This is a genomic window from Lysobacter sp. GCM10012299, assembly GCF_042649405.1.
Taxonomy (GTDB): Bacteria; Pseudomonadota; Gammaproteobacteria; order Xanthomonadales; family Xanthomonadaceae; genus Lysobacter_J.
Map to the genome: position 1 here is coordinate 141,547 of NZ_JBHRZC010000004.1, position 16,687 is coordinate 158,233.

Genomic DNA, 16,687 nt, shown 5'->3' on the forward strand with positions numbered 1-16,687 from the left:
GGATGACGGGCTGAAGCAACGTCCATGGGTTCCCGCCTTCGCGGGAATGACGGGCAAAGAAAAAGCGGGCCGAAGCCCGCTTTTCCAGATTCCAGCGATTACGGCAGCGGCTTACTCAGCCGGCACGCCCTCGCCTTCCTCGACGGCCTTGATCGACAGGCGGATACGGCCCTGCTTGTCGACTTCCAGCACCTTGACCTTGACCACATCGCCTTCCTTGAGCTTGTCGGAGACCTTCTCGACGCGCTCGCTGGAGATCTGCGACACGTGGACCAGACCGTCCTTGCCCGGCAGGATCGTGACGAATGCACCGAAGTCCATGATCTTGGCGACCTTGCCCTCGTAGATGCGGCCCGGCTCGACGTCCGACGTGATCTGCTCGATGCGTGCCTTCGCAGCCTGGGCGGCGGCGGCATTGACCGAAGCGATGACGATGGTGCCGTCGTCCTGGATGTCGATCTGCGTGCCGGTCTCCTTGGTGATGGCCTGGATGGTCGAACCACCCTTGCCGATCACTTCGCGGATCTTGTCCGGGTGGATCTTCATCGTCAGCAGGCGCGGCGCGAACTCGCTCAGCTCACCGCGCGGCGTGGTGATGGCGTTGGCCATCTCGCCGAGGATGTGCAGGCGGCCGGCCTTGGCCTGGGCCAGGGCGGCCTTCATGATCTCTTCGGTGATGCCCTGGATCTTGATGTCCATCTGCAGCGCCGAGATACCTTCCGAGGTACCGGCCACCTTGAAGTCCATGTCACCCAGGTGATCTTCGTCGCCCAGGATGTCGCTCAGGACGACGAAGTTGTCGCCTTCCTTCACCAGGCCCATCGCGATGCCGGCGACCGGTGCCTTGATCGGCACGCCCGCGTCCATCAGCGCCAGCGACGAACCGCAGACCGATGCCATCGACGAGGAACCGTTCGACTCGGTGATCTCCGAAACGACGCGGATCGTGTACGGGAACTCTTCCATCGTCGGCATGACAGCGAGCACGCCGCGCTTGGCGAGGCGGCCGTGGCCGATTTCGCGACGCTTCGGGCCCATCATGCGGCCGGCTTCACCCACCGAGAACGGGGGGAAGTTGTAATGGAACAGGAAGTGTTCCTTGTACTCGCCCGAGACGGCGTCGATGATCTGGCCATCGCGCGCAGTGCCCAGGGTGGCAACCACTATTGCCTGCGTCTCACCGCGGGTGAACAGCGAGGAGCCGTGGGTACGCGGCAGCACGCTCACCTTCGAGGCGATCGGGCGGACAGTGTCGAGGGCGCGACCGTCGATGCGGACCTTGGTGCTGAGCACCGAGTTGCGCATGGTCTGGTACTCGAGCTCGCCGAATTCCTTCGACAGCTCACCGGTGCTCCAGCCATCGGCTTCGGCGCGGCCGGCCAGCGACTGCAGCACGTCCTTCTTGATCGCGCTGATGGCGTCGCGGCGCTGCAGCTTGTCGCGGACCTGGAAGGCCTGCTCGAGCTGGCTGCCAACGGCTTCCTTGAGCGCGCCGATCAGGGCGTCGTTCTTGGCCGGAGCCTTCCAGTCCCACGACTTGGTGCCGGCTTCGACGACCAGTTCGTTGATGATGTTGATGACCTTCTGCATCTCGCGATGACCGAACATCACCGCGCCCAGCATCACGTCTTCCGACAGCACCTTGGCCTCGGACTCGACCATCAGCACCGCGTTCGAGGTACCGGCGACGACGAGCTCCAGCTCGGAGTCGGCCAGCTCGGACACGGTCGGGTTCAGCAGGTACTGGCCGTTCTTGTAGCCGACCTTGGCAGCGCCGATCGGGCCGTCGAACGGCGCACCGGTCAGGGCCATGGCAGCCGAAGCGCCGATCAGCGCCGGGATGTCACCGTCGATTTCCGGGTTCATCGACATCACGGTGGCGATGATCTGGACTTCGTTGCGGAAGTCCTCCGGGAACAGCGGACGGATCGGGCGGTCGATGAGGCGGGAGATCAGCGTCTCCTTCTCGGTCGCACGGCCCTCACGCTTGAAGAAGCCACCCGGGATGCGGCCACCAGCGTAGAACTTCTCCTGGTAGTCCACGGTCAGCGGGAAGAAGTCCTGGCCTTCGCGCGCGCTCTTGGCAGCCACGGCGGTGACCAGCAGTACGGTGTCGTCCATCTTGACGAGGACGGCGCCGCCGGCCTGGCGGGCGATCTCGCCGGTTTCCAGCGTTACCTGATGGTTGCCGTACTGAAAGGTCTTGGTGATTTTTGCCACGTTGGGTTCCTATCGTTTCGATGCGGTCCGGTCGGGGCCCCTGCCCCGCTCCGGTCGGCCGACATTTGCGGCCTCTAAAAACAAACCGCGGCGCATCGCTGCGCCGCGGTGGGTAATGCGTTTAGCGACGCAGGCCGAGTTTCTCGATCAGTGCCTTGTAGCGCTCGTTGTCCTTGCGCTTGAGGTAGTCGAGCAGGCTGCGGCGGCGGTTGACCATCTGGAGCAGACCGCGGCGGCTGTGGTGGTCCTGCTTGTGGACCTTGAAGTGGCCGGTGAGCTGCTCGATGCGTGCGGTCAGCAGGGCGACCTGGACTTCCGGCGAACCGGTGTCGTTGGCGCCGCGCTTGTTGTCTTCAATAACTTTGCTGGTGTCGATGGACATCTTTGAATTGCCTCGTAGATGCGTGGCCTGCAGAAGCGAATCGGTCGCGGGGAATCCGCGCCAAAGCACCGCTTGGCCCGCCGTTTTCTGGAATGGTGCTGAAGGGAATGCTGAAGTGCTTGAAAAGCGGCGAAATTGTATCAGCCCGCCCCGGCGATTGCGACCTGAATTGTGACAACCGACAAGCGTTTGGCCGTTCAGGCCGACGGCGCCACCGGCTGTTCAGGCTCGCGGGTCGCGGCCGCCGCCCAGCGGAACAGGCGCTGCGGTGAAAGCTTGCCGCCTTCGCGCTGGGCCAGGCCCAGGCAGCGCCCGGTGAGCGAATGGACCGCGACCAGCCCGTCTTCCCCCGCCTCGCAGTCGATGGTCTGGCCGTGGCCGAAACGAAGCGCCGCCTCGGCGTCGATCGCGGCGCGCGGGAAGGCGCTCAGGCCGGCCTCGATCGGCAGCAGGCAGCCGTCGAGCACCGCTTCGCCCTGGGCGGCGACCTCGCGCAAGGCGTCCAGCGTGAACATGCGCGGCTGGCTGAACGGATCGACCCAGAGCCGGCGCAGGCTGGCGACATGGGCGCCGCAGCCCAGCGCCTCGCCGAGGTCGCGGACCAGGCTGCGGACATACGTGCCAGAACCGCATTCGACATGCAGGCGCAGGCGCACCCCATCGGGCCCCTGCTCGCGCTCCAGGAGGTTGAAGCGGTGCACGACGACATCGCGCTCGGGCGCCTCGATGGCTTCGCCGCGGCGTGCCTTGGCGTACAGCGGTTCGCCGCCCTGCTTGAGCGCGGAATAGATCGGTGCGCGCTGGCGGATGGCGCCGCGCAGCGGTGCAAGCGCCGCTTCGATGGTGGCGTCGTCGAGTTCGGGGACGGGGCGCTGCAGCAGTGGCGCGCCGTCGGCGTCGTCACTGTCGGTGGTCAGGCCCATCACCGCGGTGGTTTCGTAGGCCTTGCTGGAGCCCAATAGCAGGCCAGCGATCTTGGTCGCCTCGCCGAAGCAGATCGGCAGCAGGCCGGTGGCCAGCGGATCGAGGCTGCCGGTGTGGCCGCCTTTCTCGGCGCGGAACAGGTGTCGCACCTGTTGCAGGGCCTGGTTCGAGCTGAGACCCTGCGGCTTGTCCAGCAGGACGATGCCGTCGAGTGCACGAAACACGGTACGGGGCTTCTTTCTCATCAGGTCCGGGAATCGTGCGGGCTGTGCCGCTGGGATGCGCATACGTTCCCGCGGATGCGGGACGGCTGCAACTGGGGGGCCGGTGGCCCCCTCAACCCTTTCAGCTTTCGCTGTCGTCGTCAGCCGGCATTGGGCCGGCCTCGTCGCGCAGCAGGTTGTCGATGCGCTCACCACGATCGACCGAGTCGTCGTAGTGGAAATGCAGCTCGGGCACGTGCCGCATCTTCACCGCGCGGCCCAGCTGGAATCGCAACTGCGGGGCGAGTTCCTTGAGCGCCTTGACGGCCTCGCGCGAACGCTCCTGCTGCAACGCGGTGACGAAGACCTTGGCATGGGCCAGGTCACGGGTGATTTCGACATCGGACACGCTGACCGACGGCAGGCCGTGCTCGCGCACGGCCTGGTGCACGATCGTACCCAGCTCCCTGCGGAGCTGGGCGGAAACGCGATCGGTGCGGTGGAACGACTTGGTCGGCATGGTCTTCTACTTCCGGATCAGAGCGTGCGCTGGACTTCGATGCGCTCGAAGCACTCGATCTGGTCGCCCGGCTTGACGTCGTTGTACGCCTTCACGCCGATGCCGCACTCGGTGCCGTTGCGCACCTCGTCGACGTTCTCCTTGAAGCGGCGCAGCGATTCCAGCTCGCCTTCGAAGACCACGGCGTTGTCGCGCAGCACGCGGATCGGCTTGTGGCGCTTGACCACGCCCTCCACCACCATGCAGCCGGCAACCGCGCCGAACTTCGAGCTGCGGAACACGTCGCGGACTTCGGCGGTGCCGATGATCTCTTCGCGGATCTCGACGCCGAGGATGCCCGAGGCCACCTGCTTCACCTGGTCGATCACGTCATAGATGATCGAGAAGTAACGCAGGTCGACGCCGTAGGAATCGATCACCTTGCGGGCCGATGCATCGGCGCGCACGTTGAAGCCGATCACGGTGGCCTTGGCGGTGGCCGCGGCATTGGCGTCGGACTCGGTGATGCCGCCCACGCCGGAGCTGATCACGTTGATGCGGATCTGGTCGTTGGACAGCGCCGTCAGCGACTGGCGCAGTGCCTCGACCGAACCCTGCACGTCGGCCTTGATGACCAGGTTGAGGCTCAGCTGGCCCTCGCCCTTGCCCATCTGCGCCATGATGTCTTCCATGCGGTTGCCCGCGGCGGCGACCAGGCGCGACTCGCGACGCTTGGCGTCACGCTGCTGGGCGACATCCTTGGCCAGGCGCTCGTCCTCGACCACGACGAAATCGTCGCCGGCATCGGGCACGCCCGACAGACCGAGCACCTGCACCGGGATCGACGGACCGGCCGACGGAACCTGCGAACCGGTTTCGTCGAACAGCGCACGCACGCGGCCGTACTGCACGCCGCAGACGAGGTAGTCGCCCTTCTTCAGCTCGCCCTGCTGGACCAGCACGGTCGCAACCGGGCCGCGGCCCTTGTCGAGCGACGACTCGATCACCACGCCGGTCGCGCGACCGGTGGCGACCGCACGCAGTTCGAGCACTTCGGCCTGGATCGAAATCGCATCGAGCAGGTTGTCGACGCCCAGGCCGGTCTTTGCGGACAGCTCGACCATCTGGGTCTCGCCACCGAAGTCTTCGGCGACGACGTCTTCGCTGAGCAGCTCGTTCTTGACGCGCAGCGGATCGGCGTCGGACTTGTCGATCTTGTTGATCGCCACGATCAGCGGCACGCCGGCCGCCTTGGCGTGCTGCACGGCTTCCTTGGTCTGCGGCATGACGCCGTCGTCGGCGGCAACCACCAGCACGACGATGTCGGTCAGCTTGGCGCCGCGCGCGCGCATCGAGGTGAACGCCGCGTGGCCCGGGGTGTCGAGGAAGCTGATGACGCCCTTGTCGGTTTCGACGTGGTAGGCACCGATGTGCTGGGTGATGCCACCGGCTTCGCCGGAGGCGACCTTGGTGCGGCGGATGTAATCCAGCAGCGAGGTCTTGCCGTGGTCGACGTGGCCCATGATGGTGACCACCGGCGGACGCGCGATCTTGTCGCCCTGCGCCTCTTCGACGTGGGCCAGCAGTGCGTCCTCGGCGGAACCGGCATCGGCCTTGACCACGTTGTGGCCGAGTTCCTCGGTCACCAGCGCGGCGGTGTCATGGTCGATCGACATGTTGATCGTCGCCATCACGCCCATCTTGAACAGCGCCTTGACCACGTCGCCGCCCTTGAGCGCCATCTTCTGCGCGAGGTCGGCAACCGTGATCGTCTCGCCGATGGCGACGTCACGCACGATCGGGGCCGTCGGGCGGGTGAAACCGCTACCGGACCGGCTCTGCTCGTTCTGGCGACGCTGCGGCTTGGACTTGCCACGCACGTTGGTGGTGCGGCGCGCGCGGTCGGAGGCACTCAGGTGCATCTGGCCTGCGAAGCGGTTGGTGCGGTCGTCATCCTCGACGCCTGCGACCATCGCGTGCGAGCCGCGGGTCTTGTGCGCCGGAGCGCCACGGGCCGGTTCGGCGGCGCGCGGTGCGGCCGGCTTGGCCGGCGGATGGCCGTGACCGTGCGTGCTCGGCGGCTTGCGCACGGCAGCCGGCGAATCCTCGTCGGCGACGAGGACGCTGGCGTCGGCGAGCTTCGCCTTTTCCTCTTCCTCGGCCTTCAGGCGCGCGGCTTCCTCCGCCTCGCGGCGGGTAGCCGCGATGGCGTCGGCACGACGCTTGTCGTCGGCAGCCAGCTTTTCCTGTTCGGCAAGGTTGCGCTGCTTGGATTCCTCCAGCTTGCGCAGGATCTCGGCGCGCTCGTCACCTGGCGACTGGCCTTCGCTGGGCTTGACCAGCGTGACCTTCTTTCGCACGACGACGTCGACCGTGGTCTTGTTCTTGCCGCCGCCGACAGTGATTTCCTGCTTGCGGCTGCGATTGAGGGTGATCTTCTTCGCAGCGTCGTCGCTGGCTTCGACCTTTTCGGTCTTGCCATGGGCGCGCTTGAGGAAGCCGAGCAGCTTGACTTTCTCGATACTGGTCACGACCTGATCGGGGCCGCTGAAAGTCATGCCGGCCTCGGCCAGCTGCTCCAGCAACTTCTCGACCGGCGTGTTCACCAGTTCGGCCAGCTTGCGGATGGTGGTTTGCTGCGACATTCGGATTCCGTGTCCTCGTTGCGCGGGACGAGTCCCGCGCGTGTGGGCGTCATTCTAGACCTGCGGCCATTGGCCGGTCAGAACTCGGCGGTATTCATTCAAACCAGTGCTTGCGCGCTTCCATGATCAGGGCGGCAGCACGGGCTTCGTCGATACCTTCGATATCGGTCAGCTCGTCCGTCGCCATATCGGCCAGATCGTCACGGGTCACCACGCCACGCGCGGCAAGCGCGTAGGCGGTGGCTTCGTCCATGCCTTCCAGCTCGAGCAGGTCGGCCGCCGGCTGGTGCTCGTCGAGCTCCTCTTCCGCGGCCAGGGCCTCGTTGAGCAGCGCGTCGCGGGCACGCGAACGCAGCTCCTCGACGATGTCCTCGTCGAAGCCCTCGACGGCGAGCAACTCGCCGACCGGGACGTAAGCAATTTCCTCGACCGTGCTGAAGCCTTCCGAGACCAGGATGCCGGCGATTTCCTCGTCGACCTCAAGCTTTTCCTGGAACAGCGACTTGGCGGCGGTCTGCTCGGCCTCGGACTTGGCGGTGACCTGGTCCTGGGTCATCACGTTGAGCTGCCAGCCCGACAGGCGGCTGGCCAGGCGCACGTTCTGGCCGCCCTTGCCGATCGCCTGTGCCAGACGGTCCTCGGCCACGGCCAGGTCCATCGAATGCTTTTCTTCATCGACGATGATCGACTGCACTTCGGCCGGCGCCATCGCGTTGATGACGAACTGGGCCGGGTTGTCGGACCACAGCACGATGTCGACGCGCTCGCCGTTGAGCTCGTTGCTCACGGCCTGCACGCGCGAACCGCGCATGCCGATGCAGGCGCCGATCGGATCGGTGCGGTTGTCGTGGGCGAGCACGGCGATCTTGGCGCGGTCGCCCGGGTCGCGTGCACAGGCCTTGATCGAGACCAGGCCCTGGCCGACTTCCGGCACTTCGAGCTTGAACAGTTCGATCATGAACTCCGGGGCGGCGCGGCTGATGAACAGCTGCGGGCCGCGCGGCTCGCTGCGCACGTCGAACAGGTAACCGCGGACGCGGTCGCCGGTACGCAGGACGTCGCGCGGGATGCCCTTGTCCTTGGGGATGATCGCTTCGGCGTTGCCGCCGAGGTCGACGTAGATGTTGCCGCGCTCGACGCGCTTGACCACGCCGGTGACCAGCTCGCCAACGCGATCCTTCCAGCCGTCGACGACCTGCTGGCGCTCGGCCTCGCGCACGCGCTGGACGATGACCTGCTTGGCGGCCTGGGCGGCGATGCGGCCGAACTCCGGGTTCTCGATCTGCTCTTCGATGTAGTCGCCGACTTCGACGCCTTCGACCTCGTCGATCGCGTCCATCATGCGGATCTGGCGGTCCGGCGACTCCATGACGACGTCGTCGGCGACGACTTCCATGCGGCGGAAGGTTTCGTAGCTGCCGTCCTTCTGGTCGATCGCGACGCGCACGAGCACGTCTTCGTCGTGATAGCGCTTCTTCGCGGCCGAAGCCAACGCGGCCTCGATGGCCTCGAAGATGACTTCACGCGGTACGCCCTTCTCGTTGGCGACTGCATCCACGACCAGCAACAGTTCCTTGCTCATCTCGTTACTCCGCACGTTGGCGCTGGTGCGCCGCCGGCAATTGGGTGGTTACCAAGGTTGTTTTTACTTCTTGCCCTTCGCAGGACGGCGCTTTTTTTCAGGCGCGCCCTGTGCAGGCTTGTCTTTTCCGGGCTTGACCGGAGCGAATCCCAGCGCGGCCCAATCCGGGACCAGGCGCGCCTTGTCGATGTTGCCGACGGCGACGGCGAACTCGTTCGCCTCGACGCCATCAATGTGGAACACGATCGTGTCGCCATCGACGCGGGCGATCTTCCCGGTCAGGCGACGACGACCGTCCTGCGGCAACTTCAGGCCGACCTTCGCGGTCTCGCCGAGGAAGCGCTGGTAATGCGCGAGCGTGAACAGTGGTCGATCGATACCCGGCGACGACACTTCCAGCGTGTACATACCGCTGATCGGATCCTCGACGTCGAGCTGCGCGGACACCTCGCGGCTGACTGCCTCGCAATCCTCGATCGTCACCGAGCGCGGCTGCCCGTCCGCGTCCGTCTCCTGACCCGCGGGCACGTCGATGTACAGACGCAGCACCGCGCTGCCGGGAGCCGGCAGGTATTCGGCGCCCAGCAGCTCGACCCCCAGCGACTGGACGGTCGGGGTGAGCAGCCTGGCAATTTCGACAGCTTTATCAGACACGCGTACGACTCCCGCGATAAATGCTCCAGGGACCGGCCAAAACGACTGCCAGCCGATCCAGGGACTGAATTACATGCAACCTTTGACTCGGTCTTGCGACAAGCACGTGCGACCACGAACCAAGCCACGAACAACGAAAAAGGGCCCTTGCGGGCCCCTTGTCCGTACAGCTGGATGTCGGCGTGGTCACGCTGGGCGTGCCCACAAAGCCCGGCCTTTGGCCTTGGGACCGCCCGGATTCCGGGTGGTCCGAGGGCACGGGGCCCTGGCCGAAGCTGGTAGCGGGGGTTGGGCCAGCGTCCCGAAGGACCGGTCACCAAACCGCTAGGCCGCACATGATACCGGGTTGCCCCGGGATGGTGCAAACCCTTTCAGGCCGCCTGACCGGGCACCTCATACAGCGCAGGTACCTGCCCGGGGATGGCCGCCCTGCCCTGGCCGTGAACCTGAGATAGCTGCCGGGGCCAAGGATTTCAAGGCCGCTCGCGGCTCCGGATGCCGACCCGTCACCGCGGAAGAGAACTTCCGCTACCAGAGATGGATACGCGGGAAGCGACTCGGTTCGACTCACCGGCAGCATCGTTCGAGTCGACGTGGCAACTGGATCGATCGTCACGACTCGCATGCGAAAGCTGGACATGCGAAGCCGGAACGCAAAAACAAAAAAGCCGATGGCTCATCGCTGAGGCATCGGCTTGATCGTTGTTCCCGGGATTGCTCGTCAATCTTCCCGGAAGAATGTGGTAGCGGGGGCAGGATTTGAACCTGCGACCTTCGGGTTATGAGCCCGACGAGCTGCCAGACTGCTCCACCCCGCACCAGAACGACAATGTTAACGTGTGACGCGAATCTTCGCAAGCCCGATTCAGAGTTTTCTGTTCAGGGGCTGCGAAATGACGTTCCGATCAGCCCGCAAATGCGCGCTGGCACCACGCCATGATCGGGCTCCACGCCAAGCCCAGCGCGAGCAGCGCCAGTGCATTCACGCCGAACACGATGCGCAGCGGACGATCGCTGCTCGCTTCCATCGGCGGGCCTTCTGGCTCGTCGAAGTACATCACCTTGATCACGCGCAGGTAGTAGAACGCGCCGATCACGGCGAACACCACACCGACCAGGGTCAGCCACAGCATGTCGCCCTGCAGCGCTGCACGCAGCACCGCCAGCTTCGACCAGAAGCCGAGGAACGGCGGCACGCCGGCCAGCGAGGCCATCACGCACAGCACCAGGCCGGCCATCCACGGGCTGCGGGCGTTGAGGCCCTTGTAGTCGTCAATGCGGTCGGCTTCGAAGCCGCGACGCGACAGCACCACGATCGCACCGAAGGCCGCGGCCGACATGATCGCGTAGCTGATCGCATAGAACAGCGCCGCAGCGAATCCTTCGCGACCGCCACCGGCCAGGCCGACGAACAGGAAGCCGACGTGCGACACGGTCGAATACGCCAGCAGTCGCTTGAGGTTGCTCTGCACCATCGCGCTGAGGTTGCCGATCGCCAGCGACAGCACCGCGATACCGGCCAGCAGCAGGCGCCACTGGTCCTCGAACGGGGCCGCGCCGACTTCAAGCAGGCGGTAGGTCATGCCGAACGCGGCCAGCTTGGGCGCCGAACCGATGAACAGCGTGATCGGCGTCGGCGCACCGTGGTAGACGTCCGGCAGCCACATGTGGAACGGCGCCGCGCCGAACTTGAAGGCGATGCCGGCGACGACGAAGACGACGCCGGTGATCAGCATCAGCGACGAGCCGTCGGCGATCTTCGCCTGCGCCGCGATGGCGATCTGGTCGAGCTGCAGCGAACCGGTGGCGCCGTAGATCAGCGACAGGCCGTACAGCAGCAGGCCCGAGGCGAGCGCGCCGAGGACGAAGTACTTGATCGCCGCTTCAGACGCCAGCGGGCTGTCGCGGTCGATCGCGACCAGTGCGTAGGAGCACAGCGCCAGCATTTCCAGGCCGAGGTAGACCATCACCAGGCTGCCCGACGACACCAGGAACATCATGCCGGCGGTGGCGAACAGCATCAGCACCGAGACCTCGCCCTTGTACAGCTCGCGGGCGCGCAGGTACGGCCAGGTGTAAACCATCGCCAGGATCGAGACGATCCCGATCGTGATCTTCATGACGTCGGCGGCCGTGTCGCGCACGAACATGCCGCCCAGGACGGTGCCGTGCTCGCCGACACCGAAGGCGATCAGCGCCGTCGCGACCGCCAGCACGGCGATGGCGAAGACGTGGCTGATGACGCGGCGGCGCTCGTCGATGAACAGGTCGAGCATCAGCAGCGCGAACGCGCCGAGGATCACCACCAGCTCCGGGAGCAGCGGCATCAGGTCGGCGGCGGTGCGTACAGGCATGATCATGCGCTACAACCTCAAAGCTTCGACGAGGCGATCTGCGTCGCCAGATTCGCAATCGCGGGTTCCATCAGGTCCGTCAGCGGCTTCGGCCACAGGCCGAGCACCAGCACGCCGGCAGCGAACACGCCCAGCACGAAGGCTTCGCGTGCATTGATGTCCTCGAGTTCTGCGACGTGGGCATTGCCGACCTCGCCCCAGATGGTGCGCTTGACCAGCCACAGCGTGTAGGCCGCACCAATGATGAGCGTGGTGGCCGCGACGAAACCGATCAGCGGATGCTGCTGGAACGACGCCAGGATCACCATGAACTCACCGACGAAACCCGACGTGCCCGGCAGGCCCGAGTTGGCCATGGCGAACAGCACGATGAAGGCGGCGAACCACGGCATCACGTTTGCGACGCCGCCGTAGTCCTTGATCATTCGGGTGTGCATGCGGTCGTAAAGCACGCCGACGCAGCTGAACATCGCGCCCGAGACGAAGCCGTGGCTGATCATCTGCACCATGGCGCCCTGCAGGCCCAGGCGTGCGCCTTCGGTGTTGCCCGCTTCGCGGACCAGGGCGAAGGCAATGAAGATGCCGAGGGTGACGAAGCCCATGTGCGAGACCGACGAATAGGCGATCAGCTTCTTCATGTCGTCCTGCGCCAGCGCGACCAGGCCGACGTAGACCACCGCGATCAGGCTCAGCGCGATCACCAGCCAGGCCCATTCGGCGCCGGCGTCGGGAACGATCGGCAGGACGAAACGGACGAAACCGTAGCCGCCGATCTTCAGCATGATCGCCGCCAGGATCACCGAACCGGCGGTCGGCGCCTCGACGTGCGCATCCGGCAACCAGGTGTGGACCGGGAACATCGGCACCTTCACCGCGAAGGCGATCAGGAAGCCGAAGAACAGCCACATCTGCTCGGTTGCAGTAAGGGACAGCGCGTACATGTCCGCCAGCTGCCAGCTACCGCCCTTGAGGTACAGGTAGATCAGGCCCAGCAGCATGAACAGCGAGCCGAGGAACGTGTACAGGAAGAACTTGATCGAGGCGTAGACGCGACGCGGGCCGCCCCAGACACCGATGATGATGAACATCGGGATCAGCATGCCTTCGAAGAAGACATAGAACAGCATCGAGTCCAGCGCCGAGAACACGCCGATCATCAGGCCTTCCAGGATCAGGAAGGCGGCGTAGTACTGGCTGACGCGCTTGTCGATCGAAGTCCAGGCGCCGACCATCGCCAGCAGCGTGGTCAGCGTGGTCAAGCCGATCAGCGCGGCCGAGATGCCGTCCACGCCGAGGTGGTAGCGGATGTCGTAGGCCGGGATCCAGGCCTTGTTCTCGACGAACTGCATGGCCGGCGTGGTCATGTCGAACGCGGTGAACATGGGGATGTTCACGGCCATCGTGAACAACGCCACGGCGGTGGCGAACCAGCGTGCGGCACTGGCGCGCTCGTTGCCGAACGCGAGGGTGGCGAAGCCGCCAAGGATCGGCAGCCAGATCAGCAGGCTGAGCAGGAAAGAGGTGCTCTGCAAGGGCTCGGAGCTCACGTCGGGTCCTTGTCGGGTTAGCGCCAGTAACGGATGAGCAGGGCCAGGAGTGCAATCAGGCCGATGATCATCGCGAAGGCGTAGTGGTAGAGGTAACCGGACTGCATCCGGCGGGTCAGGCGTGCAACCAGGTCGACGACGCGGGCGCTGCCGTTCACGGCGGCACCGTCAATGACGTAGGTGTCGACCGCGCGCGATGCCTTGCCCAGGCCGAGGCCGCCACCGGCGAAGCCGTCGATCCACAGGTTGTCCATGCCGTACTTGTTCTCGAGCACGCGCACCGGCCATGCAAACAGCTTGCGCGCCTTGGCCGGCAGTTCCGGCTTCCACCAGTACATCACCGTGGCCAGGGCGAAGCCTGCGAAAGCAAGCCAGAACGCCGGCGCCATGAAGCCGTGCAGCGCGAACTTGACCGGACCGTGGAACTCTTCGGCCAGCTTGCCGATGACGTCGTGCGCTTCGGGCACGTCGATCGCGCCGAGGAAGAACGGCAGCTGCTTGGCGTGGCCCATCACGTCGGTGCCGAACAGCATTGGGCCGACGCTGAAGAAGCCGATCAGGATCGACGGGATCGCCAGCAGGATCAGCGGCACCGTCACCACCCACGGCGACTCGTGCGGGGTGTGGGCGTGGTCGTCGTGACCGTGGCCGTGGTCATCGTGCGCGTGGGCGCCGTGGCCATGCTCTTCCGTCAGCGCGGCCTCGTGCTCGGACGAATCCGCTTCCGGCGCGACGTAATGGTCGGGCACCGGATCGTGGAAGCGTTCCTTGCCGTGGAAGGTGAGGTACAGCAGGCGGAAGCTGTAGAACGCGGTCACGAACGCACCCAGCAACACCGCCCAGTAGGCGTAGGTGGCGATCCAGTTGTGCGCTTCGTGGGCGTTGTGCGCGGCGGCCTCGATGATGGTGTCCTTCGAGTAGAAGCCGCTGAAGAACGGCGTGCCGACCAGGGCCAGCGTGCCGATCAGCATCGTCCAGTAGGTGATCGGCATGTACTTCTTCAGGCCACCCATGCGACGCATGTCCTGCTCATGGTGCATGCCGATGATCACCGAGCCGGCACCGAGGAACAGCAGCGCCTTGAAGAAGGCGTGGGTCATCAGGTGGTAGACACCGGCGCTGTACGCCGACACGCCCAGGGCGACGGTCATGTAGCCGAGCTGCGACAAGGTCGAGTACGCGACCACGCGCTTGATGTCGTTCTGGACGATGCCGATCAGGCCGGTCCAGAAGGCGGTGGTGGCGCCGATGAACAGCACGAAGTTCAGCGCCGTCTGCGAATGCTCGAACAGCGGCGACATGCGCGCGACCATGAAGATGCCGGCGGTGACCATCGTCGCGGCATGGATCAGCGCGGAGATCGGGGTCGGGCCTTCCATCGAGTCCGGAAGCCACACGTGCAGCGGCACCTGCGCCGACTTGCCCATGGCACCGATGAACAGGCACACGCAGATCAGCGTGAACATCGACCAGCCGGCCATGCCGGCGGTCCAGCCGCTCTCGGTGAGGGCGGGCCAAAAGTGCTGCATCTGCGCGCCGACGAAGCGCGGCGCATTGGCGAACACTTCCGAATAGTCGAGCGTGCCGAACATCACCAGCACACCGGCGATGCCGAGCAGGAAGCCGAAGTCGCCGACGCGGTTGACCAGGAACGCCTTGAGGTTGGCGAACACCGCGGTCGGGCGCTTGAACCAGAAGCCGATCAGCAGGTACGAGACCAGGCCCACCGCTTCCCAGCCGAAGAACAGCTGCAGGAAGTTGTTGCTCATCACGAGCATCAACATCGAGAAGGTGAACAGCGAGATGTAGCTGAAGAAGCGCTGGTAGCCGTCGTCCTCGGCCATGTAGCCGATGGTGTAGATGTGCACCAGCAGCGAGACGAAGGTGACCACCACCATCATCATCGCGGTCAGCTTGTCGACCATGAAGCCGACATGCGCCTCGAAGCCGCCGACCTGGAACCAGGTGTAGACGTTCTCGTTGAACGGTGCGGCGCCCTGCCCGGCCAGCTGCCACAGCACCTGCATGGACAGCAGGCAGCTGACGGCCACGCCGATGATCGTCACCCAGTGGGCGCCGGCACGACCGACCTGGCGACGGAACAGGCCGGCGATGATCGCGCCCAGCAACGGCGCGAGGACGATCGCCAGCAGGACCGTCTTGGAGAGTGTCTGAGCCACGATTGCGTGCTCCACGATAACGTTGCTCACCGCGTCAGCCCTTCATCGAATCGATTTCGGCGACGTTGATCGTGCGCCGGTTGCGGAACAGCGTGACCAGGATGGCCAGGCCGATGGCGGCCTCGGCCGCGGCCACGGTCAGGATGAAGAACACGAACACCTGGCCGGCCGGATCGGAAAGCTCGCGCGAGAAGGCGACGAAGTTGATGTTCACCGCCAGCAGCAGCAGCTCCAGCGACATCAGCAACATGATCACGTTCTTGCGGTTGAGGAAGATGCCGGCAACGCTGATGCAGAACAGCACCGCGCCCAGGGCGAGATAATGGCCGAGCGCGAGGCCGGCGCCGAAGAATTCGCTCACGGCTTGCTCTCCTCTGCGGATGCTTCGATCGAGGCAGGCGCCGGTCGCGTGGCATCCATCTTGACCATGCGCAGGCGGTCGCCGGCACGGACGCGGGCCTGGGCCGACGGGCTCTGGTGCTTGGCACCCGGGCGGCGGCGCAGGGTCAGCGTGACTGCCGCGATCACCGCCACGGTCAGGATCACCGCGGCCAGTTCGAACGGCAGCAGGAACTGCGTGAACAAGGCGCGCGCCAGCCAGGCGGTGTTGCCGCCGGTCGTGGCGTCGGCGGTGAACGCCGTGGCGACCTTGGCCTTGACCCCGATCAGGGTCAGCATCTCGACCAGCATCACCACCGCGACCACCAGGCCGACCGGCAGGTAGCGCACGTAGCCCTCGCGCAGCGGGGCGACGTCGATGTCGAGCATCATCACCACGAACAGCAGCAGCACCATCACCGCGCCGACGTAGACCAGGATCAGGGCCACGCCGAGGAACTCGGCGCCGGCGATGATCCAGGTGCAGGCGACCGAGAAGAAGGTCAGCACCAGCAGCAGTACCGCATGCACAGGGTTGCGCACGCTGATGACGCCGACCGCCGCAGCGGTGGCCACGGCGGCGAATACGAAGAAGGAGAACTGGGCGAGATCCATGCTTCAGGCCTCAGCGGAAAGGAGCGTCGGCAGCGCGGCGCTCGGCGATCTCGGCTTCGAGACGGTCGCCGATGGCCAACAACTGCGGCTTGGTGACGATGTTCTGTCCGCGCTTGTCGAAGTGGTATTCGTGGATGTGCGTCTCCACGATCGAGTCGACCGGGCAGGACTCCTCGCAGAACCCGCAGAAGATGCACTTGAACAGGTCGATGTCGTAACGCGTGGTGCGGCGGGTGCCGTCCTCGCGCTTCTCCGAGTCGATGGTGATCGCCAGCGCCGGGCACACCGCCTCGCACAGCTTGCAGGCAATGCAGCGCTCTTCGCCGTTGGGGTAACGGCGCAGCGCGTGCACGCCACGGAAGCGCGGCGACTGCGGCGTCTTCTCCATCGGGTACATCAGCGTGTACTTCGGCTTGAACAGGTACTTGCCGGTGAGGGCAAGTCCCTGCGCAAGCTCGATCAGCAGCAGGCTCTTGAAATAGGAAACGATGCGATTCATGCCTG

The 16,687-nt window shown here is 65.4% G+C and carries 13 protein-coding genes and 1 tRNA gene; all 14 read right to left on the minus strand.

Annotated features, from left to right (window positions below):
* Nucleotides 1-111 precede the first annotated feature (111 nt).
* A complete protein-coding gene (pnp, locus tag ACFOPO_RS11820) occupies nt 112-2,220 on the minus strand; it encodes a polyribonucleotide nucleotidyltransferase (protein WP_200604922.1) in 2,109 nt (702 codons plus the stop codon).
* 121 nt (nt 2,221-2,341) lie between these two features.
* The gene (gene rpsO / locus ACFOPO_RS11825) at nt 2,342-2,602 is read right to left on the minus strand and encodes a 30S ribosomal protein S15 (protein WP_115858221.1); all 261 of its coding nucleotides are present in this window, start codon (nt 2,600-2,602) and stop codon (nt 2,342-2,344) included.
* Nucleotides 2,603-2,799: 197 nt separating this feature from the next.
* Nucleotides 2,800-3,771, minus strand: a complete 972-nt coding sequence (gene truB, locus ACFOPO_RS11830; protein WP_386703434.1) for a tRNA pseudouridine(55) synthase TruB — start codon at nt 3,769-3,771, stop codon at nt 2,800-2,802.
* A 100-nt stretch (nt 3,772-3,871) separates the two neighbouring features.
* Entirely contained in the window at nt 3,872-4,249 is a 378-nt protein-coding gene (gene rbfA, locus ACFOPO_RS11835; protein ID WP_386703435.1) for a 30S ribosome-binding factor RbfA, read from the minus strand.
* Nucleotides 4,250-4,266: 17 nt separating this feature from the next.
* Nucleotides 4,267-6,873: a translation initiation factor IF-2 gene (infB, locus tag ACFOPO_RS11840; protein ID WP_386703436.1), complete on the minus strand. Its 2,607-nt coding sequence runs from the start codon at nt 6,871-6,873 to the stop codon at nt 4,267-4,269.
* A gap of 94 nt (nt 6,874-6,967) precedes the next feature.
* Entirely contained in the window at nt 6,968-8,455 is a 1,488-nt protein-coding gene (gene nusA, locus ACFOPO_RS11845; RefSeq protein WP_200604918.1) for a transcription termination factor NusA, read from the minus strand.
* A gap of 63 nt (nt 8,456-8,518) precedes the next feature.
* On the minus strand, nt 8,519-9,109 hold the full coding sequence (rimP, locus tag ACFOPO_RS11850) for a ribosome maturation factor RimP (RefSeq protein ID WP_386703437.1): 591 nt from the start codon (nt 9,107-9,109) through the stop codon (nt 8,519-8,521).
* A gap of 741 nt (nt 9,110-9,850) precedes the next feature.
* Nucleotides 9,851-9,927, minus strand: a tRNA-Met gene (locus ACFOPO_RS11855).
* Nucleotides 9,928-10,014: 87 nt separating this feature from the next.
* Nucleotides 10,015-11,469, minus strand: a complete 1,455-nt coding sequence (nuoN, locus tag ACFOPO_RS11860) for an NADH-quinone oxidoreductase subunit NuoN (protein WP_386703438.1) — start codon at nt 11,467-11,469, stop codon at nt 10,015-10,017.
* Nucleotides 11,470-11,480: 11 nt separating this feature from the next.
* Nucleotides 11,481-12,977, minus strand: coding sequence for an NADH-quinone oxidoreductase subunit M (locus ACFOPO_RS11865; RefSeq protein WP_386703861.1), 1,497 nt, complete (start codon nt 12,975-12,977; stop codon nt 11,481-11,483).
* A gap of 50 nt (nt 12,978-13,027) precedes the next feature.
* Complete coding sequence (gene nuoL, locus ACFOPO_RS11870) at nt 13,028-15,190, minus strand: NADH-quinone oxidoreductase subunit L (protein WP_386703439.1); 2,163 nt, start codon at nt 15,188-15,190, stop codon at nt 13,028-13,030.
* A 34-nt stretch (nt 15,191-15,224) separates the two neighbouring features.
* Nucleotides 15,225-15,551: an NADH-quinone oxidoreductase subunit NuoK gene (nuoK, locus tag ACFOPO_RS11875; protein WP_200604915.1), complete on the minus strand. Its 327-nt coding sequence runs from the start codon at nt 15,549-15,551 to the stop codon at nt 15,225-15,227.
* Entirely contained in the window at nt 15,548-16,183 is a 636-nt protein-coding gene (locus ACFOPO_RS11880; RefSeq protein ID WP_386703440.1) for an NADH-quinone oxidoreductase subunit J, read from the minus strand. Before ACFOPO_RS11880 ends, nuoK begins: the two co-directional genes overlap by 4 nt.
* 10 nt (nt 16,184-16,193) lie before the next feature.
* Nucleotides 16,194-16,682 carry an NADH-quinone oxidoreductase subunit NuoI gene (gene nuoI, locus ACFOPO_RS11885; RefSeq protein ID WP_200604913.1) on the minus strand — a complete coding sequence of 163 codons (489 nt, stop codon included), beginning with the start codon at nt 16,680-16,682 and terminating at the stop codon, nt 16,194-16,196.
* Nucleotides 16,683-16,687 lie beyond the last annotated feature (5 nt).

Bases quoted from the DNA above. Each gene is read 5' to 3' on its own strand.
- rbfA (WP_386703435.1), bottom strand. From the start codon at position 4,249: ATGCCGACCAAGTCGTTCCACCGCACCGATCGCGTTTCCGCCCAGCTC.
- ACFOPO_RS11880 (WP_386703440.1), bottom strand. From the start codon at position 16,183: ATGGATCTCGCCCAGTTCTCCTTCTTCGTATTCGCCGCCGTGGCCACC.
- nuoI (WP_200604913.1), bottom strand. From the start codon at position 16,682: ATGAATCGCATCGTTTCCTATTTCAAGAGCCTGCTGCTGATCGAGCTT.
- nusA (WP_200604918.1), bottom strand. From the start codon at position 8,455: ATGAGCAAGGAACTGTTGCTGGTCGTGGATGCAGTCGCCAACGAGAAG.
- truB (WP_386703434.1), bottom strand. From the start codon at position 3,771: ATGAGAAAGAAGCCCCGTACCGTGTTTCGTGCACTCGACGGCATCGTC.
- infB (WP_386703436.1), bottom strand. From the start codon at position 6,873: ATGTCGCAGCAAACCACCATCCGCAAGCTGGCCGAACTGGTGAACACG.
- rpsO (WP_115858221.1), bottom strand. From the start codon at position 2,602: ATGTCCATCGACACCAGCAAAGTTATTGAAGACAACAAGCGCGGCGCC.
- nuoN (WP_386703438.1), bottom strand. From the start codon at position 11,469: ATGATCATGCCTGTACGCACCGCCGCCGACCTGATGCCGCTGCTCCCG.